We start from the raw sequence: 24,239 nt of genomic DNA, 5'->3' as shown, positions 1-24,239 counted from the left end.
TCTTTTTAGTATGCGGTTCTTGTCCCAAATCCAAGAGGTTTTGTTACTTGCGCACCTTTAACCACCCCAGGCACGAGCATTTCCAATTCAGAAAAATTATCTGGCGAAGGTACAGTTTGGGTCAACCTAAACCTTTTAACTAGAACAACTCCTAAATATGGATGCGCTTTAGTTGCATGGTAATCGGCAACACTTCTAGAAAGAGTCCAACTTGTAAAAATACTTAATGTATTCCCACCATTGTGTGCATCAGGTGAATTATGCCCTACTGGCATAAGTGCTCTTGGTGTAGCTATCCCATTCAATGCGTTAGTATAATCTGGATGATTAGCTGCTACCCCTCTATATAAAGTTAGATAACCTCCATTATCTGGTGTAGCTGTGTATGTATAATCATCCTCGAAAACTTCGGGAAGTACAATAGCGGCTGCGGTCAGAGCAGTAAGGCCCCAAGCAACTCCACCTGACATATCGCCCAAAGGCGAAGGTCCATCGAACAGAGCAGCTCCTTCAGCAGTAACAGTAGCTCTGGCCATTAAGGTTGTGGCCAATGCGTAACTTTGTGCTTTACCTACATTTTGAGTGGCTGTAATATTTACATTGGCACCGTCCGACCAACCACCAAAAAAATTATCATAAATATAGGTTTGACCATCGCTTCCTATATGTTCGGTTCCATTTTCATATGTCCCTCCCGGACAATCTGGACAGTCAGCGAATCCACCATCCCTATCGATTAAAGAGATAGGATTATTCCCCATACCTAGATAAGGGCTTGCATATTGTCCATAGGGATCCGTAGTGAGCCACCTTCCTATTCGAGAGTCCCACAACCGTAGTTCAAACGCCTCCTTGCCCGTCTCGGGATCTTTTTCTTGACCTTGGAAGGTATAGCGGTAGCTCCCGGTCAGACTACGCCCGGGCATCGCCATCCCAAAGGGATAGTAGTCCGTTCCGGAACGGGTGTCCGCAGTATTACCGGCTTTCGCAAATCCCGCCCTTACGTTGCCCAAATGGTCTGTAAGTTCATAAACGCTGGTATTGCTTTGCCTGTAGAACACGGCCAAACGGTTGGCGCCGTAAACAGGCTGTTCATTTAAGACATTATTGGTGTAAATACCCATAACACTGCCTGCAACATCTCTAACATAGTGGGTGGTCTGCACCACTTCAACACCGTTACCGGCATAGGTATCTTTACGTACCCTGTGATTTCTATCATTGTAAAAGAACGTAATTAAAGATAAGCCATTTTTTTTAATACGGGTCACCAGACCAGCGGTGTTGTATTCATAGGTAATGCCTTCCGCCTTGTTTTCTATAAGTTGCCCAATAGCATTGTAGTCATAGTTTGCTGTCTCCGTTTGGGTGTCAATGTCATCCGCATTTGGAGCATCGCCCTCTGCATCCTGTACCTGTAACAATTGGTTGGTACCATTTTTATAGCTATAGGCAAGGTCGTCCATACCGTTGCTGTTATTTATTGTATTCTTATTTCGCCTCAGACTTAATATATTCCCATTGGCATCATAAGTAATATTGGAAACGTCATAGTCTCCGCTGGAAATGGCCGTACCACTTCCAGAATCTGCTACTATGGTAAGGTTTACCGTACTACCGGTTTGGGCATGAAAATCCGGTAACAGGGTAATACTATTGGTAGCCTCAATATCCAAAGTTTGCCCGCTTTGTACAACCGTATTGGAAGTCTCATCGGCTTGGACTCCGTTTGCCAAGGTTCCGGTACCATCAAAATCCGCACTTTCTAGCCAATTGTTCCGGTCATAATCATAGGCGTACATTAATTCTCCGGTGGCTCCGGGAACGGCATTGTTTTTCCAACGCATCCCTTTAATATTGCCGTTGAGCTGGTTCTGTCCGTAAGCCTGTGGCGTTATATTGGTCCTGCTGGTTCTTTGGTAGTCATTATTGTGGTAATCCAACTGCATACCAAAAAGGTCATTGGCATCGCCCCCAGGGTCATTGGTGTTTTGCAAGCTAGGGTGGTTTAGACTTTTTAATTGCCCCGCCAAATTGTATACATAATCTATACCTTGTACACCACCGGCCAGCTCTGTTCTTTTCATGGCTCCTGTTTCGTAATAAGTGTAGTCCGCATGGGTAGTAAAATCAATGCCGTCCGTTGCGGTCTCCACTTTTACCAGTTGATCGCTCTCATTGTAGGTATATCTATGCACAAAACGTTCAGAAGGCGTATCCTTTTGATAGTCTACCCGCAGCACTTGCCCGGTGATGGGGTCATAGGTATAGTCTATGGTCTTGGCACCCAAACCTGCTATCTGCTGCACCACCCAGTCTACCCTACCATATACATCATAACTGTACCAAGAGGTTGTGGCTACATCTGCATCTACGGTAAAAGTTTTACTTACATTGCCATTCACAAATTTCTGTACGGTATAATAACCGGACGCTATTCCCGATGCCGTTAAGGCCGCATGTAAACCTGCGGTATCCTGTTGGTCATATAGGGTAAAGGTCTGTTCCTTACAATTGGTATTTGGAAGACCGTCATTATCCGCTGTGATATCATCCAACGTATTTTCCAACAGATTGTCCGCATTGGTAAATGTAACAGAACCTTCTATGAATACACCGCTCTCAACCGGTCTGCCGTAGGTATCATAATTGGTATAGGAAAACTCTGCGGGAGTAGCTTCCAGCCGCTGCTTGCTGTTCTGTGAGAAGCGTATTTGACCATCTTCCCTGTACTTGAACCATGCTTCGCCCTCATCCGGACTTGTGGTATACAGCAGTTGCCCCACTGTATTATATTCATAAGAAGATTTTAATTTTGTTGCCTTAGTGACTCCCAAAGGTTGGTATGAGGTAATCAAACGGTTCGCTTCGTCATATTCGTTCAAACTGTAATCATAGTAATTTATACTATAGCTCACGCTAATACTTTCTGGTACATAACTGCCTAAATTATTGACCGCCACCCTGTAGAAACCATTGCCCAATCCCGAGGTGGATGTGTATATAGGGTCTTCCGTTATTAAATCATAAACGGATACGGCACCGCTATTGCTTACGGTAAAGCCAATGATGCCCTCGGGTACATGTATGTCCACAAAACCTTGCTCGGGGATACTTACACTCATTTGTGGAGAGGTAATACCCTCACTACCGCTACGGGCAGCTGCAAGGACTTTGCCATCCGTATCCATAAACACTACGTTTTCTACGCCATGCACATCCCGTGTAACCGTTTTGGTGATTTCCATAGTGTTGTATTTAATCTCGCCAAAGGCCGGTACTTGGGAGAGTTCCCTAGAGGCTTTCATGGTAAATGCATATGCCTGTGGCCATTTCCCATTGATTTTGTTGCCCCCAACGGAACGCAGTACCGTACCCGGATTAAGGTCGCTATATACACTTTTCGTAAATGGATATTGCGTAATATCCTGATAGGGCTCCCTACTGTTGTTTTCGCTATAGTACCAGCCTAAAGTAGTTGGCGCATCCCCAACAGGATTAGGGGTTTCCCTATTGCTCCCATCATAATCGGTTAAATCATAATTGCCGTTATTATCCTCTTTTAAGATTAAATTGTCTTTATATTGATATACCAGTCCTTCACGAATGGGTGCGGAAAGTGTTTGTAGCGATAGCCTGCCATATTCGTCATATAAAGTGGCTGAAGCCCAAATAGAATCCGATTTTACGTCCCAAGCTTGCGTCTGTTCCATCTTGCCAAGTTCGTCAAAATAGGACTTACTGGAAGCTTTGACTTGTCCGTTCAAATCATAGGCCCAGGTAGTGATGGTATTTCTGTTTTCTGGCTCCTGACCTGGAGGACAGCCATTATTTTGAACCGTACCAAAATCATACGGACACAAATCATTGTTATTGGTCACCCAATTAATCCCATCTCCATAATCTGGGGCGGTGCATCCATAATATGGTGTTCCGTAAACATCTCCCATAGTATCACCATCAGAATCCGGATACCAAAGTATACTTGTTGCCATAGGTGGATCTAAAGTGATAGTAATTTGATCCTGCGTATTGAATGAACAACCAAGACTGTTTTTTAAAGTAGCACGGACGTAATAGGTAACTTGGCCGTTATTCGTATTTTGATAATTTACTGTAGGAGAGAAATTAGAACCTTCATATATAGGCGTTACACCACTTGGCGTATTGAACCATCTATAAATGCTCCCAGTACTGCCTCCACCTGCATATAATTGCATGGTTGTGTTTGAACCACATTGATCTTGCTCGTTAAATGCATTATATAGGCTCAAAGAAGGAGTAACATTAGCGGTATAAGTAGCGGAAACCTTTTGCCTTGTCGTCTCGCAAGCACCGTAAAGTGCACTTACCCAATAATCCTTATTCTGTCCAGGAACCGTTACTTGGGTTATAAATATCGGGGCGTTGGGTTCTTTCGTACCTGTGACGTATGTATTCCCTGTTTCAGTGGTATACCAGCGATGCTGTATGTTTGGGTCATCTGCATTAACATCGAAACTGATTGCGCTCAGGACAATATCCGAGGAAAAACAGCTATTGCTAGCGTCATTTACGTCTAAGGAAATATCACCTTCGTTCACAATTGCTGTTACCTTTGTCCTACTATCGGCGACACAATACGTTGTGCTGTTATAGGATTCCGCATAGTAGGAATACGTTCCACTGCCAAGCGAGCCTGTACTGAATGTCGTCCCAGTGCCCAAAATTTGACCACCGGTTGGTGAACTGTACCAGCGTACGGTGTTTCCGTTAGTTCCAGGATTTGCTCGGAGGGTGAAGTTTCCGGCACAGTATCTTGGTAAAGGATCGTTAGCGATTGCGCTACCAGGCAACCGATTTACCTTTATGGTAATGGGCAATCTGTTTTGTAGGGAAATATTGAACGTACATCCTAAGGCGTTTTTCAAAGTTCCGCCTACATAGTACGTCTTTTCCCCATAGGTGCTCAAGGTGGGGGCAAAGTTGGACCCGGTATGGATAGGGATGGTTCCCCCAGGGGTTTCATACCATTGGTAAACACTCCCGGAACTTCCACCGCCCGCATTCAGGTTGAAGGTGGCGGAGGGCCCGCACTGTTCGCCCGTTATATTAAAAACACTTAGAGTGGGGGTAGTATTGGCGGTATAGCTTGCGGAAACCTTCTGTCGCGCAGTCTCGCAGTTATTGTATCGGGCACTAACCCAATAATCCTTATTCTGTCCCGTCACGGTTACCTGCGTAATATAAATCGGTGCGTTCGGGTCCTTTGTTCCTGTAATATAACCGCTTCCCGTAGCACTGGTGTACCACCTGTGCTCAATGTTGGTATCGTTTGAGCTTATGCTCGGACTAATTGCACTAAGGGTTATGCTTGATGAGGAACAGCTATTGCTAGCGTCATTTACGGATAAGGGAATATCACCTTCGTTCACAATTGCTGTTACCTTTGTCCTACTATCGGCGACACAATACGTTGTGCTGTTATAGGATTCCGCATAGTAGGAATACGTTCCACTGCCAAGCGAGCCTGTACTGAATGTCGTCCCAGTGCCCAAAATTTGACCACCGGTTGGTGAACTGTACCAGCGTACGGTGTTTCCGTTAGTTCCAGGATTTGCTCGGAGGGTGAAGTTTCCGGCACAGTATCTTGGTAAAGGATCGTTAGCGATTGCGCTACCAGGCAACCGATTTACCTTTATGGTAATGGGCAATCTGTTTTGTAGGGAAATATTGAACGTACATCCTAAGGCGTTTTTCAAAGTTCCGCCTACATAGTACGTCTTTTCCCCATAGGTGCTCAAGGTGGGGGCAAAGTTGGACCCGGTATGGATAGGGATGGTTCCCCCAGGGGTTTCATACCATTGGTAAACACTCCCGGAACTTCCACCGCCCGCATTCAGGTTGAAGGTGGCGGAGGGCCCGCACTGTTCGCCCGTTATATTAAAAACACTTAGAGTGGGGGTAGTATTGGCGGTATAGCTTGCGGAAACCTTCTGTCGCGCAGTCTCGCAGTTATTGTATCGGGCACTAACCCAATAATCCTTATTCTGTCCCGTCACGGTTACCTGCGTAATATAAATCGGTGCGTTCGGGTCCTTTGTTCCTGTAATATAACCGCTTCCCGTAGCACTGGTGTACCACCTGTGCTCAATGTTGGTATCGTTTGAGCTTATGCTCGGACTAATTGCACTAAGGGTTATGCTTGATGAGGAACAGCTATTGCTAGCGTCATTTACGGATAAGGATGGTAATGCAGTTACGGTTACATTTCTTTGTGCTGTACTACTACTATTATTATTACCATATGCAGTGACTTGAACGGTTGCCACACCAGAAAAACTGCTATTCCAACTTACTAGACCAGAGCTACTTATTGAACCAGCTCCCGAAGGGGTAATTGTCCATGCATAACTATTCGCATTAGATGCACTTGCATTATAATCTGAAGTTCCGCCTCCTTTGCAACGGGAAGTTAGCCCAGAGGTTATACTTACTTGACCGACCACAGAACCATTTACTGTTACATTCTTAGTTAAATAGGTGGAACTGAAAGAACTATTTAACACTGTCGCCCTAACAATGCCCGATCCAACCGAATTAAATTTTATACTCGCATTTTGACTGCTTTGTCCAGAAACTACTGTGTAGGAAACATTGGAAACATACCATTGTGTATTAATTACACTTCCAGGTCCGCTATAAGATGCAAAATAATTTTCCGTATCCCCTACATCAGTGCTACTGGGGCCAGAAATACTACCTTGTGCAAATACACTTGCACACGTTAAAAAAGATATTACTATTAAAATGATTTGCAATGATATTGGTCGGTCTTTCATAATAATTTCTTATTGACTTTTTATAAAATACAATTCTGGAAAAAGTGTACGACTAGCAAGATCGTTACTTGTTGGGGCAATTAGTACAAGATTTGTGGCATCTAAACCTCCAATTTGATAGGTAGTGGTGACGCCACTGGTATCCAACATTGTTAACGTACCAGTATTGAGACTCCATTGCCCATCTAAACGCTGACCTGTACCTAGCAAGATCGAAAAGGCACCTTCGTTCGTAAACATTAGTTGTCTCCCGCTATAAAAAGCTGTTATATGCTCTTGTAACTGAGTTGAAACGGCTAAATCATCTTTAATATCTTGATCCATTTTATCAATGGAAGGGGCTTCTGAAAAGGACCAGACCCCAACTAAAAGATTTTCCTGAGAATTGCTTTGTCCATAAATAGGGTTAAATATGACGACAGTAAAGCAAATTACCGTAAACAATTTTGAGATTTTATGTATTGAGTATTTCATTTTTATAGTTTAAAATGTTGATGGCTAGTTCGTACCAGTTTTGTAACTATATCTATTCTCGCTTACTTTTTTAAAGCCGCCTGAGGCATCACCATTAAAATCGACTACTTCGGTGAATGTTCTGATCAATCTACCTGCCTGATCGTATTCGTAATGTGTTCCAAGATTATTACCCCCTAAAATATCCGTAAGTTCATCCCACTGATTGTAAACGTAGGAGGTCATAGTGGAGGCTACAGGGTGCAGTCTAAAATCGTCAACAAAAGCCACCCCTCCTGAACTGGTTACGCTTACCGTTTGTGTTCCGTTGATTTTAAAGTAGAAGTTGAGTTGTGCCCAATCACCTGCTCTTACTATCTCATCTGAATTAGGAGATACTAAGGTTCCACCAACATTTAAGCGCACATATTGATGGCCGTCAAATTTTGCCCAGAGAGAGACTTTATAGTCGTCTTTTCTACCTTCTTCAACATTTACAACATATCCGGTTTCCCCTGAAGCAATTCGCAGGGAATAATTTCCTGTATGTTTATTCGTATTACTAGTGATTGCTGAGCCCAATTGAACATGGCCTCCGAAAACATTTACGTCGAGATCTTCCGCTCCGGAGTAAAAGGATTCTTGGTAACCTGCATTACAGGTAGATATGGTTTTTGTATCGTTATAGCCTATTTTTGTGGAGATTTTATTTCTATTTACATCCAGAATTTCCAAAGGAATAGAAAATGCACTATACCGTGAAATCTCCGAAATCAGTTTCCATTCAGAATCAGAATTATTATCAGTAATCCAATCAAAACCATCATCTTCACCGGAATACGTAGTAAAAAATCCGTTTGTATCGGTATTTCCATTCCATACATAATTCTTACTTGCGCGCCATATATCCTTATATTGTGTTAAAGGCACGGTATTAATAGGATCTCCAACGTAAGTTGTATATCGATACTCTTCAGGTTTCCATGTTTTTATGTTTGAACTAATTTTATGCCATAATCCGTCTTTTTGTATTTCTGAAACACTCAAAGCCCTCTGAACAAGCATATTTGAATTTGAGGGGTTATCCACTTTGCTGCCCATCTTCGCATATATTTCATAAGCAGGTGTATGCTTAGTTTTAAAAAGTCTTCCATCACTTAGCAAAGAGGAAGATTCTTTTACCTGACCTGTAAAGAAGTCATAACCTTTTGTTTCTTGCTCTTTTGTAAAACCATTAGAGACAATACTAATTTTTGATAATATATTTGGTACTTTTGTCTTGCTGGACGATGTCATAAAAAATTTATCTTTTAGCGGGGAGTCTCTTAATAGTTTATAGGAACTGAATGTTTCTTTTAAAATACCTTGGTCATGATTATAATCTTTAGGTAAGTAAGAATTTTTTATTTTTCGAACAAGCTGCCCTTCAGGATTATACTCTTCTGTGCTTTTCAATCTTCCAACATTTGCAGAGTAGTCAAGTAATTTGAATTTTGACAAAACAACATCTACGTCTTCATTATTTACTGATATGTCGTAATAGGTATCGTTTTGTTCGAGCTGTACCTCCAACACGTTTTCTACAAGTACACCGTTCGGCAAGTACTGTATTGGCTTTGGAACTTCAAAGTGATATATTTTCTTGAATAAGCTGTTATCATTAGTATCTCTTCTTTCAGTTGTAACGTTTTGGTATAGTACCATTGGACTTGGTAATTCAGTAATATATGGCACAATGCGTTCTCTTTTGGAAACCGCATAGGAAGTCACCCCAGTTTCCTCACCATCAGAATTTTTATAACTATAGCTGGTTTTAGTTGTATGTGAGTCTCCTTTAACTTTTAGCTCTTTTACCCTTACCCCTCCACCAAAAGAATTACTTAAAGGTTCTTTTTGAGCTAACAACTGATACCTTGATCTATTGGTTCTTTCTTCAGGTCGTTCACAAGAATTATAATTGTTTCTTTTTGACCAACCTGCGGTCAAATCAACAACATGGTTATATTCACCGTCCCAATATATCCAGTCTTTTTTCTTACAATTAGAAAATTCTCTACCCCAACTTTGATTAGTGTTATTAGGGAGTGAAAATATAATCAGATTATTAGAAACTTCTTGAACGATGCAACTTGCAGCCACATCCGCAATCCAATTACTATTGGTCTGGGTAAAATGCCAAAATTGAACATCAATTTCTGCTAGTTGACCAGCTGTAAAATATTCGGTAAAATCAACGTGGTATTTTGCGTCAACATCGGCATCATTTCTAAAGCTAACAGTTTTAGGGCCTAAAATTGTGCCTCTGTATTTAAATTCCAAACCGCTATCAAAAAATGTAGTGGGGCTAGCGTATTCGTTTACATACCTATCGTTTTCATAGATTATTTCCAATGCCCCACCTAATGGGTTCGTTATTTTGTTCAAGCTCCACATCATAGCATTGTTTTTAAAATATCCCCAATCATCAATATCATTTTCTGTAAATGTTGTGCTTGGTGAATAATATTGGAACTTGTATGGTGGTATTAATTGGGTACCTTGCTTTCCGATAAATCTTACTGAATTTAAAGTCAATTTGCCCTTTGGGTTGGATACGTATCTGCTTAAAGGATAGTTTTCGTCATAATTAAAATCAACAGTTTTAATAGACTTATCTATCAAGGTAGTCAAATCCAAATCTTGGTTGTTTAGCACATAATCATAAAATTCCCCATACCAGGTGTGGTCTTCGTTAACAGCACTCTCCTCATCTTTTATGAATCTACCTGAAGCCGTTTCAATTAAAGAGATTTTTGCATCGGAAAAAGTCCTTCCTGCATATATTGAACTGGTGTCAATCGAATTATGTTTTTGAACATTTTCAGCATCTTCGTTCTTTAAGAGTATTATTTTATTCAGCCTCAATGACTTTTGCTCCGCTAAATCTGCATATATCCAAAAATCTGAGATTGAATGAAAATTCCAGGGAGGATAACTATACACTGGAATATCAAGATGAGTACCTTGTGAATAATAGTTGCCATCTGTACTTTGCAAGATTCCTCTTTCAAATGGGAGTTTATAATGTTTAGGGTTATTACCATCTGAAATTCTGCCTGAATAGCTTCTGTTGTCTTCCCTTAACTCTTTAATAAACAAAGCCGTATGCGTCCTTGTTTTAATCTTATCTAAATAATATACCTCTTTAATTCCCCATGAGTAAGAGTTTATTATACCATTGGATTGAGTGCCATTCTTTGGGGATCGCCAGGCAAAACCATCGCTCCATTTACCATATTCAAAGCTTGTCCAGTATCCAAAATCACCTTTATCTACACGATTGTTTTGGTTTTTGTCAAAATAATCTGAACCAGTAACAGCGGTTAATAGCCAATGAGTGGCATAGGGCTCAAATTGTTGTTGTTCGAAAAACTTATCTTCACTATCATCTTCTACATTTGAAGCTCTGCTAAATTGTTCTTTGTGATAAACGGGTAACGAATAGTGATATGTCTTACCATCTAATGCCGTAACCCTAAATGCACCAATACCTTTTTTCGGAACAAATTGATTTGTCCTACTAAAACCTGTAGCTTCCGGTTGGATTATTTTCGAAGGCGATTCGTTGATTTCTTCGTTTGTGAACGTTTCTATGTAATTACCTTTTTTAAGTCTTCCATTTGCCTCATTGTACGAATCAAACAATTCACCGTTTAATTCTTTATTGTCTGTAAACGTTTTACTTATAAGAGAAATATTTGTTAAATCATCATAAGTGTTGGAATTAAATGGTACTGACCAATTTCCTGAACTAATATCCAAATATGATGAATACTCGTTATCGAAATAAAAATGAACGTCTTTTTGATCTAGACTTTTGGAAAAATTCCTTGAATTGGCCTGAGGTTTTAAATAGGTAATGTTCGTAGATGGTGTTTGATATGCCCCGCTTAAACTTGTTCTAGTTCTCAAAGTTTTTATTGGCATTATCAATGCCCCATTTTCTAATAATTTGGGTGAGATGCTTCCTCCAATACCTTGAGCATTTATGTTATACTTATCATAACTTATGAAAGAAAAATTTACATCTCTATATTGATCTGTCCTATCAGCATCATATGTTGCCTCATAAGCGTCAATCCCAAACTTTAACGGATCAACCGTGTTTTGATAGGTTTCATTAACCTTACCCGCATACAAGGAACCATTGTATGAGGAATAATTTGCATCAAACGCCCAGTAATTGGTTTTTCCGTAAGAGAAACTACCTACAAAAAAATTCAAATAAAAAGAAGATTTCTGTTGGTGTACGACACTGTTCAAATTATCGCCCCCAGCTAATGATATATTCCTTCCCAAACCATTGATTGAAGCAGAAGGACCACGTGAGCTTAGATTAATGCTAGCACTAGCCCCACCTATTGAGGAATAGGCACCAATACTAAACCCCTCACCGTTAAAGCTTTGAAATGTACTTAGCCCAACCCCTGCATTGCCTCCGGCACCATCCTTCATTAAATATCCCGCATTTATACCAAACCCATTCGTGCCTAGATAACTACCTACGCCTAAACCACTATTATTCCCATTACCAAAAAAACTTGCTGAAACGCCAACGCCAAAATCATGCGCAGTTTCACCTCCAGTAGCTTTATAAGAAGAATAATTCAAAGAAGCTGCAAAACTAATCGCTCCATAATCAAGCCCACCTGTAAGAGAAATACTTTTAGCAACCCCAATGTCATTATACATCATACTATATTTTTTCTTTCCCAACCAATCGTCAGGAACACCGGAAACATTTCTGTTGATCGCGCCAGGGTTTAAATTCCAACCCAAACCAACCCAAGAAGCTTCTTGATCTACCCCGATACCTGCATGATAAGATAATGCCAGAGGATATCCACCCTCAGGTGATGGAACATTTAACAAGGGTAAAACATAACTTAAATCTCCTGTTGCAAGATTCACCATATCTGGAGCATCTACTGGCTCAAAACTTGCAGCTTCTGGTGCGGTAGGTCCATTATTGGAAGCATAGATATAGTTTATTGGCAAAAGACTAGGCAAGAAGGTGAATGTTAGAAAAATTGACATCACCTTGTGTGAAAATTTTGTTTTTATCATAGTTTGATTGTACATTAAATTTTACTTTAAATTAAGTTTAGGTTCATCAATTATTTTTTTGATAGGTATTTGGAAGCCAACTTCTCCCGTTGATAATCCAATATCCTCAATTGTAAATTGTACATAATTACTTTCCATAACTTTTTTATTGCGGGGATATACAAATAGCATATTGGTTGCACCTCCCATACCATATACTCTTGGATAAACATAATCCAAAAGTCCTATGGTATCTTTTTGCTCATTGTACAGATGTACCTTTTCCCCCATACCAAAGGCAAGTTGACTTACCATTGCTCCAAAGTCAGTTCTGCTGGTCGAGATATTACTGAGCAGCTCTTTGTCGTTTTTTGAAATAGAAACATTCAGATATAAATAGTCCTCATATTTTCTTTTTAGACTGTCCCATGTGTTCTTATTGGCAGTATCTCCTACTTCCTGTAAAACCAATAAATCGGTCGGCCTGTATGCTACTGAAAAATCTACCCCATTAACAGATTTTTGAATAGTATATCCATTTTTGGGATTTGATATATATGCCATCATCTCTTCTTTGTCGTCAAATGTTTTTTGAGAACACGCAGACAATAGCAGATGCATAATACATAACAATAAGAGTGTTAACCTACTTTCCTTCATATTGCTTATTCAACCCGGTCAATACCTCATTAGTTAAGTCTGCACCATCTTCTGCATACATGATGTTACCATTACCCCCTGCTCCAAAAATTACTCTGTATCCGTTTTGCTTACCATACTCCTTTACATAACCATTGATGTCGTTTACTACGGTTTGGGTCATTTTTTTGTCCTCTTCTTGAATTTGTTTCTGAATAGCTTGCTGATAATTATTTAATTGCTGTTGTTTATTGCCAAGAAGCTCCTGTTTGAGCCCTAATTCTTTCTTGCTCATGCTAGAACGTTCCTTTTCGTAGTTTTTGAGTTCATTTTGCCAATTGGTTATCAAACTGTCTACATTGGCTTTCAATACATCTGCCTTTTTGCTGAAAGCATCACGCTCTACTTTGGTTCTTTTATAACCTTCTATAAGCTTATTTACATCTACATAGACCAGATCGGATTTGGAGTTTAATACAAAAAAGGATGAAATACTCGCTATAAGTGCTATGATAGCAATAGGTAGGGCTAGTTTGTTCATATAATTGATTTTGGATAGTTCGGTTTTCGGTTTAGTTTTGGTTTTCATTAAGTTCTATTCGCCTTTCTATTTTCACTAATCTTTGTTCAAGATATTTGTTAATCTCACGCTGTGTTTTCAATTCTTTTTTTTGAGAAATTACATATAAGGTCAATTCCTCTATCTTTTCGAGAAGCAGTTTGTTCATCTCACCGAGCCGGATACCGTTTTGCTCCACTTCCTTTGCGGAAGGGATATTTATGAGATGGCCTTTTTCCTTGATATGCTTCTCCACCTCTTCCAGAGTGGGCAAGGGATAGTCCTTATAGAATACATAATCCGACCAGCCGGTCTCAACTTTTACCTCTTTTGCCCGAACGTTACCGTTTACGGCCAATTTCCAAGTGCCGGGGTCATCTGTGCCAATTCCAATATTTCCATCGCCATAGTATAGGTTCGAGCCGTTCAGCGTCCAGTTTCCGCTACCTGACGGTCCGCCCCCTCCTTGAGATGAATCCGTGGTGACGCTGATGGTGTTGCTGTTGGGGCTTTCGTTACCCGCCGCATCCAAAGCCTTAATGACAAAAGTGTACGTGGTCGCAGCTGTAAGGCCCGTAGCTTCATACGAACTGACGTTTCCCAAAGTGCTTGAAAGACCACCGTTGGTATATACCTTGTAACCCGTTACCGCTGTATCGTCCGTCGCACCGCTCCAACTTAGACCTACCGTTGTATCGGTTTTTACATCGCTAGCCAAAAGAGGAGCCGATGGAGGTTGTGTGTCAGCATTATTGCCACTTGGAGTAGAAATAGAAAATGTAGCTTCGATTTGATTTAATTTATCAGACATATCTTCTCCAATTAAAACATAAGATATTTCCCCATCAAAACGAGTGAAATTTGAGCTCAAATTTGAACCATAACCTAACAAGGTAAAATCTAAGGTTCCCGATATACCGGACGCATGGGTAAGCAGTGTTGTGGCCTCACCAATAGATGCTATAAATGATGACGAATTATTTCTTGAGGCACCAAGTAATCCCGTTCCTGAAAAATCAAATACGGGGGGCAGGCTTCCATCTGTATTAATTTGTTGACGTTGCCATACGTTTCTTAATAAAATATTAAAGCTCGCGGTACTGTTGGAATTATTTCCGGCAAATCCAAATTTTGTAGTATGTTCTTGAGATATATACGCATAAAAACCGGCATTGTTTTGTCTATACCGATTTGTCCCAGAAGACAAATTAAAATTAGTATTTATTATGGCCTTACCATCCCCCTTTACTCCAGTAGATGACCAAGTAAGGTTTCCGCCAAAACCTACCTCAATAGCCTTAGGCCCAGAAGGATTTTTCCAATTGATAAGTTTAAAGTTTTTGCTCCCGCTTCCTTTGAAATAAAAAATCACATCTGCCTTGTCCCAAATACCGTTGGCTTTGCAACTAATTACGATTTGGTTTTGAATATCTTGATCGGTGACACCAGGTAAACCATATCCTTGGACTATCGCCTCATCTAATATTGCCTGATAGTCTGGGTCTAGAAAAACTAGGTTCGGGACATCAGGATTTGGTTTTTTCGCATGTATAGAATGTAAGCTTATGAAGCTTATAAAAAAACAAATTGCTCCACATTTCGAAAAACTTATTTTTGGTATTTTTTTAAGCATGCTTATTATTTAAAAATTGCATTTTCAAGTTGTATTATCCTATTTTCAAGAGATTTTAAAAATTCTATTTCCAATGTTTGGAATTTAATTTTTTGTTCTTGTTTTATTGTGTAAAGCGTCAACTCCTCTATCTTTTCGAGAAGCAGTTTGTTCATCTCACCGAGCCGGATACCGTTTTGCTCCACTTCCTTTGCGGAAGGGATATTTATGAGATGGCCTTTTTCCTTGATATGCTTCTCCACCTCTTCCAGAGTGGGCAAGGGATAGTCCTTATAGAATACATAATCCGACCAGCCGGTCTCAACTTTTACCTCTTTTGCCCGAACGTTACCGTTTACGGCCAATTTCCAAGTGCCGGGGTCATCTGTGCCAATTCCAATATTTCCATCGCCATAGTATAGGTTCGAGCCGTTCAGCGTCCAGTTTCCGCTACCTGACGGTCCGCCCCCTCCTTGAGATGAATCCGTGGTGACGCTGATGGTGTTGCTGTTGGGGCTTTCGTTACCCGCCGCATCCAAAGCCTTAATGACAAAAGTGTACGTGGTCGCAGCTGTAAGGCCCGTAGCTTCATACGAACTGACGTTTCCCAAAGTGCTTGAAAGACCACCGTTGGTATATACCTTGTAACCCGTTACCGCTGTATCGTCCGTCGCACCGCTCCAACTTAGACCTACCGTTGTATCGGTTTTTACATCGCTAGCCAAAAGAGGAGCCGATGGAGGTTGTGTGTCGGTCACAGTTTGTATAAAAGTTATGGTAAAACTATCCGTTGTTATCGGATTTAAGTTAGCGTCCAGATATTCAACAACAAAAGATAAATCACCCACTACGGGTGACCAACTGTACGTTAAACTGTAATTCCCGTTTAAGTCCCCACGATATGCATATGGAATGGCACCTTCGGTTTGGCTATGTTCTACAGTAGTAAAACGTACTCTGTAAGCTACCCCACTGGCAGTCAAATTAGAGGCTACATTTAATGCATCGGCATCGTTTAGATTCCATGTAATGTTCCCATCAAACGATGGTACTACAACAGTATTGTTCCTCGCGTCGATAAGACGGTACGTATATGTATTCTGAGCTTTAAGCATCAATGGTAATAAATATATTATTGGTATTATCAGTAAAAAGCAATTCTTTCTCATTTCTCTTTGTTAAAATTTTTGGAAATTATTTTTTCCAAATGTTTTATTCTTTCTTTTAAAAGACCTATTTGTTCCAATTTTTCTTCTTGTTGGATTGTGTACAGTGTCAATTCTTCTATTTTTTCGAGAAGTAGTTTGTTCATCTCACCGAGCCGTATACCGTTTTGCTCCACATCCCTTGCTGAGGGGATATTGATGAGATGTCCTTTTTCTTCAATATGTTTTTTGACCTCTTCTAAAGTGGGTAAATTATATTCTTTGGAGAATACATAATCAGCCCAACCCGTTTCAACTTTAATCTCTTTGGCCCTCATATTACCATTCACCGCTAACTTCCATACTCCAGGGTTTTCTGTGCCAATACCAACGTTGCCGTCAATATAGTTTATATCTGAACCGCTGGAGGTCCATAGCGTTTCATTGGGACTATTTGTGTGGGGACTGATTAATTCTTCTATAGTAGGTTCTTGGCCATTTATCTCATGAATAGTCGGACCATAAAAGAATTGTGTGTCTGAGGGATTTGAATCGTTATAAAGATAGTTTCGGTGTACGATCCAATGAGTACTTGTAGAAAGCTTAAAATCAGTGAGACCTACTACTTTAACGCCATTGGTATCATAAATTCCTCCTTGGTTATTTAAGTCGCTATGCCCATGACCATATGCATAGCCTACTAAAAGGTACCATTTGTTAAGTTCTGGAAGATCCCCCCAAAAAAAATAGGGGCTATTCTGTAGGGTACCATCTAATTTTCTACTGCTTCCTGTCTCGCTGGTGGTAAATGCGTGAAACCCAAAGAGAGTATTACCGTCATTAGAATTTGTTTTTTTGACCCATGTCGTAAAACGAAAGCTTTTTGATGGGTCTACTACAAAATAATTGGTATTCCATCCACCGTCCTGAATACTGTTTCCATCTGCAAGTGCTTTCCAAAGCAAAGTGGAATTGCCAAATGGATTGTCGCCAATTTCTCTAATATTTTTGGTGTCTATTCCAAATTTAAAATATCCAGGAACACTACCATTACCAATATTCCATGATGATGTGTCTAAAAGGTTGTTTTGGGCTGAAGCGAATAAAGTTAAAAACAGACAATAACATAAAAAATTTGTTTTCACAGATGCTTGGTTTACGTTCATTCTAAATAATTTTAAAAGAACTTTAACAAATACACACCTAACCTGCTCCTGAAATTTAGAAATCAGGAGTTGAACAAAATTAATTCTGCGTTAATGCTTGAAAAACAACAAAAATCGGAAAGAGTAATTTGGTCGGTCAATTATATTGGTTTGGTTCTCGAGATAAAAATATATTATTTAAAAATTGGCGAGGTTAAAAAAAACCGTACTTTTTTTACGGTTTTCGTTCCTTTTTTAAAATTTAACATTAAATTAACATTGACTCCCTATTAATATCAATCCCACTATTCGGTGGCTACTATTGATTTGCTATGGTTATTTTTTAGGATTAAAGAGGAAATATCCTATTTTTAGACTAAATATTTAAAGTATTATGATACTGAATAAATTACGAATGTCGCCCAAACAGCGCCTCAAAGCCATTAACTTACAGGAAACACTCATTGTATTGGCGATAATAGGAATACTTCTTTTATTGGCGTTACCCAACCTTATGCCATTGATAGCGAAGGCGAAAAGCGTTGAGGCACAAGTACAGCTAAAGGCCATCTACAACGCACAGACCACTCATAGATTTATGTACAGCAAATATTCCAACAATATCGAAGAAATAGATTTTGAAGCCCCAAGAACAGTAAAGAACGATGGTACGGCGAACTACCAATATCAAATAATAAGTGCCGACAATGCTACGTTCAAAGCAAGGGCCGAGGCCATAACCGATTTTGACGGGGATGGGGTTTTTAACGTATGGGAGATAGACGAGACGGGTAATCCCAAACAAATTGTAAAAGATTGACCATATTCCTTCAAGTAGCGGCTATATCTTGCTTGGGTTGTATTTGTTATCAGGATTTTAAGCAACGATCGGTGTATTGGTTTTTATTTCCTATTGCAGCCATTCTATTAGGTTTGATACACTTTAGATATTTAGATACTCATGTGTTTGGATTATATGTTTTTTTAAACCTATTTATAGTCTCTACCATAGTATTCTTACTCTTTGCTTACACCAAATATATCAAAAAACAGAAATTTTTGAACATTAGTTTTGGCTTGGGCGACATGCTTTTCTTTTATGCGTTTAGTATTGGCTTTCCTACACTGACCTTTATTATACTATTTGTTTTTTCAATTTTTTTTTCGCTTTTGTCTTTTCTAATATTCAAGAAGAATATGGTTTATAAAACCGTTCCGCTGGCAGGATATCAAAGTTTATTTTTAATATTTGTGATAATGTTTTCAATATTACATAAGAGTCCGTCCCTTTACAACCTATAGCATATGCTGTCCGATACTTTTACCATTGATTTAGATCTTAGACAAACAATAACTGCGAATCAGGCCTTTCATTATAGAATAGTGCCCGTAAGTTTAATAGAGGGTGAGTTGATTTTTTTGACCGATTCCAAGAATATGAGCGGTCTGACTTCTGAGCTAGAGATCATACTGGATAGTCGAATACGATTGGAATTTTGCGAACCTGAAAAATTACAGAATTATCTCACTGCTAATTATAGGCAATCCGATAATACGAGAGAAAACCTAACATATACAGCTGATTTTTTGGAAAAGATTCTTTACACGGCAAAAGAAATAGGAAGTAGCGATATACATTTTGAACCTTACGAGGAATTCTGTCGGGTACGTTTTAGATTGGATGGGAAATTGATTGAGCAATATGTGATACCGAAAAACGAATATCCCGTCATCATCAATAAAATCAAGATAAAAGCAGATTTGGATATTGCCGAAAAACGCTTGCCACAGGATGGCAGAATATCAATGAAATCCGAAATTGATGAATTTGATATACGCGTTTCTTCATTGCCTACCCTGTTTGGGGAAAAAATCGTACTCAGGATCTTGACCAAACAAGTTGGTGCCGTAGACATTGAAAAATTAGGTTTTTCCGAAGAAGAGCTAAGGGTTTATAAAGAAGCAATTCGTAAACCCAACGGGATTATTTTGATTTCTGGACCTACAGGTTCAGGGAAAACGACAACCCTGTATGCAACTCTTCAACTTTTAAATACACCTGAAACCAATATCTACACAATAGAAGACCCTATTGAGTATACCTTGGAAGGAGTAAATCAAGTGCAAGTAAAAGAAAATATAGGATTTGATTTCTCCAAAGCACTCCGAACCTTTTTACGCCAAGATCCAAATATAATAATGGTCGGGGAAATAAGGGATATAGATACGGCCAATATGGCGATTAGAACGGCATTGATAGGAAGGTTGGTACTGTCAACGATTCATACCAATTCAGCATGGTCTACCATTTCCCGTCTGGTCGATATGGGTATTCCCCCTTTCCTTATAGCCACCACTTTAAATGTTAGCGTGGCCCAGAGACTTGTTAGGAAGCTTTGTGAAAATTGTAAAAAGAAAGAAGCTGTTGCGGATAATATTTTTCCAGAAAGTTTTGTAAAACCCAAGTCGCTTACACACCATTACAATGCAGTAGGTTGTCCAAAATGTTATCATACGGGATACAAAGGGCGAAAGGCCATATATGAGATTATTCCCATAACAAGGGAGCTCGTAACATATATTCGCGAGAATGTGACCCATATCGAGGAATATCTGCACCAAAATAAAATTGTTACCTTACGAAAAAATGCCCTACAAATGATAGAGGATGGCATTACCTCTGTTGATGAGGTATATGCGCTTTTAACCAACTAACCTATGAGAAAAATACTATTGATTGCCTGTTTTGCCTTTTCTTCTGTTCTTTATACACAGGAAGAAAACAGGATTCAAAATATTAAAAACAACCTGGAGTTACTTGCCGTAGAAAATTCTGGGCTCACAGAAAACCTTAAACTGGATGTTAATGTCACCAATGTCACTTTATCAAATTTTTTACTGGCCATTTCCCAAGTTCATAAAGTAAATATAAATGTTGATCCCTCTTTGCAAGGCATCAATATTGTCAATAATTTTTCCAATGTTACCGTAGCTGATCTTCTAGTGTTTCTATGTAAAGAATATAACTTGGATATCAATTTTTCAGGTAATATTTTATCGATTAAAAAATACAATCCGCCGCCACCAGAAATCATTGAAAAAGAAATCAAGATAAATTTCGACCCTACAGCGAATTTAATTTCGATGGACCTTGAGCAGGATGGATTGGAAAAAGTGTTTCGGAAAATAATGGATATAACCGGACAAAATCTCTTGTTCGGTAGTGGTATGGAGCAATTACCACTAAATATATATCTAAAAGCCGTGCCTTTGGAAACAGGATTGGCAAAATTGGCCGAAGTGAACAATTTGGTTTTTTCAAAATCAAGAGACGGTTTTTATTTATTTGATCAAAAAGATATTGAAAACTCACCGAGGCAAGCAGGACGTAATAGGATATTTCGTGACAATTTAAAATATGAAGTACTGGACTCTACCAATCGTATCCTGAAAGTCGATTTTGTCAATACACCTATCGCTACCATTATTAATGAAATAAGCTTAGACCTTAATCTGGACGTTTACACGGCAACTCCCTTGGAACAAGCAGGTAACGTTACCTTCAAAGCGAACGAAATTTACTATGACACACTATTGGAACGAATATTTGAAAGTAGTACAAAAAGTGAGCCAATTGATAATAGATTTAATGGCAACAATTCTCAAGTGCCTAATACCAATGGCTCATCAAATAGAGGGAACAGTGGTTTTGGTAATACTACCTCCTCGGTAAACGCTGCTGCAACATTCACTTACAAAAAAGAAGATGGTATATACTTTTTTGGTCTCACTGACCAATTAAGTGTACGAAGAGTAGAGGTCATTCAAATGATGCACCGTTCAATAGAATTATTGGGCGACCCTTCGCAGAGTGGAGTTGGTAGCAGAATGGCGGGTAGAACAATAGGTGGTAATGTAAACTATTTGGGAAATACATCCGGAATTCAAGGTGGCATTCAAGGAAATCAGGGATTTAGCAATCAGGGTTTCAATAACCAAAGTATAAATAGTTCTAGACGAATTAACACCCAATACAGTTCCTTTGATAATTATGACACCAATGTAGAAGCATTGGTCAGTATTTTGCCAGATGATATTATAGCAGATTTAGATATAAAAATAGATTTTGAACTAAATAGTTTTTTGGTAAGTGGTCCGGCCGCTAATATCAATAGATTCAAAAGTTTTATAAAGGAAATAGACAAACCCGTACCCGTTATTCTTATTGAGGTCATGTTGATTGAGGTGAAAAAGTCCGCTACCGTTGAAACGGGCATTAGTTGGGGAATCGCCGATACTCCAACAACGACGCAAGGGGGAGTGTTTCCGCAAACCGATTTAACCTTAGGTGCCAATACAGTAAATAAAATCATTGGAGGATTTGATGGTTTTGGGTCTTTCAACATTGGAAAGGTAGTGCCTAACTTTTTCGCTACTATCAAAGCAATGGAAGAAAACGGGAATTTAAAGATTCGTTCTACTCCAAAATTGTCCACACTAAATGGACATAGGGCCAATCTTTCTATTGGTGAGACTACCTATTATGTAGTAACCAACCAGAACTTTTTTGGCTCACAGATACCAACAACATCGGAAGTCAGGAACTACCAGCCGATAGATGCCCAGTTGGCCGTTAGCATCAAACCTCTTGTTTCGGGAAACGGCCAGGTAACTTTGGACATTAATGTGATACAATCTGATTTTAGCGGTGAACGAATCGAGGACGATGCCCCGCCAGGATTGACTTCACGAGAGTTCAGCTCCATCATTAGAATGCAAGATCAAGATTTGGCTGTATTGGGCGGCTTGGAAGAAAAAATAAAGAACGATTCCGGGAGTGGAGTACCCTTTTTGGCGAGAGTACCTGTTATTAAATGGCTTTTTAGCAAAAGAAAAAGAGAGGATAGTAAACAAAAATTGACCATTCTTATTAAACCTACGGTTATCTATTAATGTGATTGATTCAATAGTTACATATTTAAAAGAAGGGAACCTTTATACGAGTATCGAAGTTAACGATGTCCCACATACAAGGAGCTACTTTTTTCTGGCAATGGAAAGAAAGAAAGGTGAACTTTTAATATCAGAAAGAAAGGAGTACCAAAGTTTGGATAATCTTTTTAAAACACGTAAAAAAAACTGTCCTACGACCATCATTTTCAATACAAATGATGTTCTATCAAAGATCCTAAAGACAAAATCCAAAAACAATCCAAAAGCTTTGGTTGAGAAGGCTTTTCCCAATTTCAATTTTGAAAATTTCTATTACGAACTGGTTAGCTTTGGTGAACATACGGTCATTTCCATAATAAAAAAAGACAAGGTAAATGAGTTGCTTAAAGAACTTATTGCAAAAAAGATAAGCGTAGTGAATATTTCATTGGGCGTCTGTTCGTTAGTGAACATAAAGAATCATATTGAAAGGGATATCGTCAGAACATCTAACACAGAGCTTTTATTTGATAGCGCAACAATTAATTCAATTACCCGATTTGAACATAATGAGCCTGTACATTATGAAATAAACGGCCTAGAGATAGAGAATGATTTTCTTTTAGGTTTTTCCGGAATATTAAGCTTTATTTCAAAAGGAGGAATCGGCTTTTCCAACCTAACTGAACTGAATGAATATTACAAAAGTGAGTTCCAAAACAAACGCTTTTTTGACGTAGTTTCTAAGCTTTCCCTAGGTCTGGTTTTGACAATTTTACTTTTGAATTTCTTCTTTTTCAATCATTATTTTCAAAAAGTAGGGGAATTGCGTACGCTTACCGAAATAAATGGAATCAACAAAAAAAACCTAAGTGAATTAACAGAGCGAGTAGTAGAAAAGCAAAAAAGGTTAGATGCAATTTTATCTTCGGGAAATTCAAAATCTTCTTATTATTTGGACGGCATCGGTAAATCGGTACCAACTTCTGTTTTAATTCATCAAATACAGTATCAACCGTTATTAAAGCCTTTAAGAAACTCCAAACCAGTTGAGGTAGAGGAAAATATTATAATCATAGAGGGCAATTCATTCAATACAAATGAATTTTCAATATGGATTGAACAGCTAGAAACCAAATCTTGGATACGTAAGGTCGAGACATTGGATTTTGATTATCAAAATAAAGACAATTCCTTGTTTTCAATTAAAATAGTTTTGGATGATGAGCAGTAAACAAAAAAACATGGTTCTATTGGTTGCCATTTTATTTCTACTTTTTTTAAGTTACAGTCTTGGCATTTCCAAAACCTTGGAGGAGAGAAAAAAATATCTTGCACTTGTTGAACAAGAAAATTTTGTTGGGGAAATACCTAAACTATTATCCACTCAAACAAAACAAGAAAAATACTTGGACTCGATTTTAGGTGCCATGAATTTTAATAGTAATTCTATTGAAAATGATTTATTACGGATACTAAATTTAGAATCCAAAATCAATAATATAAAAATATTGGATTTCAATAGCGCTCATTTATCATCTAGTGACAGCATAGGAAAATTAATAACTTTTCCATTTACACTTGAAGGAAATTATGATGGGATTCTGAAAATAATATACGAGATAGAACATAAAAATAATTTTGGAGAGGTAATGCACCTTGATTTAGAGAAAAAGAAAAACTATAGGACTCGCAAAGAATTTTTAACGGCTACTGTCTTTTTGCAGAGTATAGAATGATATTATCGTCGCGTCATCTATATTTGGTAGCATTCACTTACAATATTACATTTTAAAAAAATTGAAAATTTTGATTCACTTCTCCTATCAGGAACTAAAAAAATACAAG

General features: G+C 38.8%; 13 protein-coding genes. 5 read left to right on the top strand and 8 right to left on the bottom strand.

Annotation, left to right across the window (positions count from 1 at the left end):
- Positions 1-5 precede the first annotated feature (5 nt).
- Genes HYG79_RS15950 through HYG79_RS15915 form a run of 8 tightly spaced genes read right to left on the bottom strand, consistent with a single transcriptional unit; the run spans position 6 to position 17,480 of the window.
- A complete protein-coding gene (locus HYG79_RS15950) occupies positions 6-6,821 on the bottom strand; it encodes an Ig-like domain-containing protein (protein ID WP_179243059.1) in 6,816 nt (2,271 codons plus the stop codon).
- A 9-nt stretch (positions 6,822-6,830) separates the two neighbouring features.
- The gene (locus HYG79_RS15945; protein WP_179243058.1) at positions 6,831-7,295 is read right to left on the bottom strand and encodes a hypothetical protein; all 465 of its coding nucleotides are present in this window, start codon (positions 7,293-7,295) and stop codon (positions 6,831-6,833) included.
- 24 nt (positions 7,296-7,319) lie between these two features.
- Positions 7,320-12,380: an RHS repeat domain-containing protein gene (locus HYG79_RS15940; RefSeq protein ID WP_179243057.1), complete on the bottom strand. Its 5,061-nt coding sequence runs from the start codon at positions 12,378-12,380 to the stop codon at positions 7,320-7,322.
- 21 nt (positions 12,381-12,401) lie between these two features.
- A complete protein-coding gene (locus HYG79_RS15935; RefSeq protein WP_179243056.1) occupies positions 12,402-12,980 on the bottom strand; it encodes a hypothetical protein in 579 nt (192 codons plus the stop codon).
- 25 nt (positions 12,981-13,005) lie between these two features.
- Positions 13,006-13,587 carry an OmpH family outer membrane protein gene (locus tag HYG79_RS15930; RefSeq protein ID WP_228027890.1) on the bottom strand — a complete coding sequence of 194 codons (582 nt, stop codon included), beginning with the start codon at positions 13,585-13,587 and terminating at the stop codon, positions 13,006-13,008.
- The gene (locus HYG79_RS15925; protein ID WP_179243055.1) at positions 13,571-15,190 is read right to left on the bottom strand and encodes a fibronectin type III domain-containing protein; all 1,620 of its coding nucleotides are present in this window, start codon (positions 15,188-15,190) and stop codon (positions 13,571-13,573) included. The genes HYG79_RS15930 and HYG79_RS15925 overlap by 17 nt, the downstream gene beginning before the upstream one ends.
- Before the next feature lie 5 nt (positions 15,191-15,195).
- Positions 15,196-16,284 carry a fibronectin type III domain-containing protein gene (locus tag HYG79_RS15920; protein ID WP_179243054.1) on the bottom strand — a complete coding sequence of 363 codons (1,089 nt, stop codon included), beginning with the start codon at positions 16,282-16,284 and terminating at the stop codon, positions 15,196-15,198.
- A 50-nt stretch (positions 16,285-16,334) separates the two neighbouring features.
- Positions 16,335-17,480 carry a hypothetical protein gene (locus HYG79_RS15915; RefSeq protein ID WP_179243053.1) on the bottom strand — a complete coding sequence of 382 codons (1,146 nt, stop codon included), beginning with the start codon at positions 17,478-17,480 and terminating at the stop codon, positions 16,335-16,337.
- Positions 17,481-17,853: 373 nt separating this feature from the next.
- Here HYG79_RS15915 and HYG79_RS15910 point away from each other — a divergent pair, with 373 nt between their 5' ends.
- The 5 genes from HYG79_RS15910 to HYG79_RS15890 all read left to right on the top strand — a co-directional run bounded on the left by HYG79_RS15910 (position 17,854) and on the right by HYG79_RS15890 (position 24,130).
- Positions 17,854-18,279 carry a general secretion pathway protein GspG gene (locus HYG79_RS15910; RefSeq protein WP_179243052.1) on the top strand — a complete coding sequence of 142 codons (426 nt, stop codon included), beginning with the start codon at positions 17,854-17,856 and terminating at the stop codon, positions 18,277-18,279.
- Between the two features lie 485 nt (positions 18,280-18,764).
- Positions 18,765-20,174, top strand: coding sequence for a GspE/PulE family protein (locus tag HYG79_RS15905; protein ID WP_179243051.1), 1,410 nt, complete (start codon positions 18,765-18,767; stop codon positions 20,172-20,174).
- 3 nt (positions 20,175-20,177) lie between these two features.
- Positions 20,178-22,412: a type II secretion system protein GspD gene (locus tag HYG79_RS15900; RefSeq protein WP_179243050.1), complete on the top strand. Its 2,235-nt coding sequence runs from the start codon at positions 20,178-20,180 to the stop codon at positions 22,410-22,412.
- Positions 22,413-22,512: 100 nt separating this feature from the next.
- Positions 22,513-23,625 carry a hypothetical protein gene (locus tag HYG79_RS15895; protein WP_179243049.1) on the top strand — a complete coding sequence of 371 codons (1,113 nt, stop codon included), beginning with the start codon at positions 22,513-22,515 and terminating at the stop codon, positions 23,623-23,625.
- Positions 23,612-24,130 (top strand): hypothetical protein, encoded by a 519-nt coding sequence (locus HYG79_RS15890; protein ID WP_179243048.1) that lies wholly within the window; start codon positions 23,612-23,614, stop codon positions 24,128-24,130. The genes HYG79_RS15895 and HYG79_RS15890 overlap by 14 nt, the downstream gene beginning before the upstream one ends.
- The last annotated feature ends 109 nt before the right edge of the window (positions 24,131-24,239 follow it).

The sequence above is a fragment of the Costertonia aggregata genome, assembly GCF_013402795.1.
GTDB lineage: Bacteria > Bacteroidota > Bacteroidia > Flavobacteriales > Flavobacteriaceae > Costertonia > Costertonia aggregata.
The sequence above is the reverse complement of the archived record's forward strand: the minus strand, read 5'-3'. Positions and strand labels throughout refer to the sequence as shown.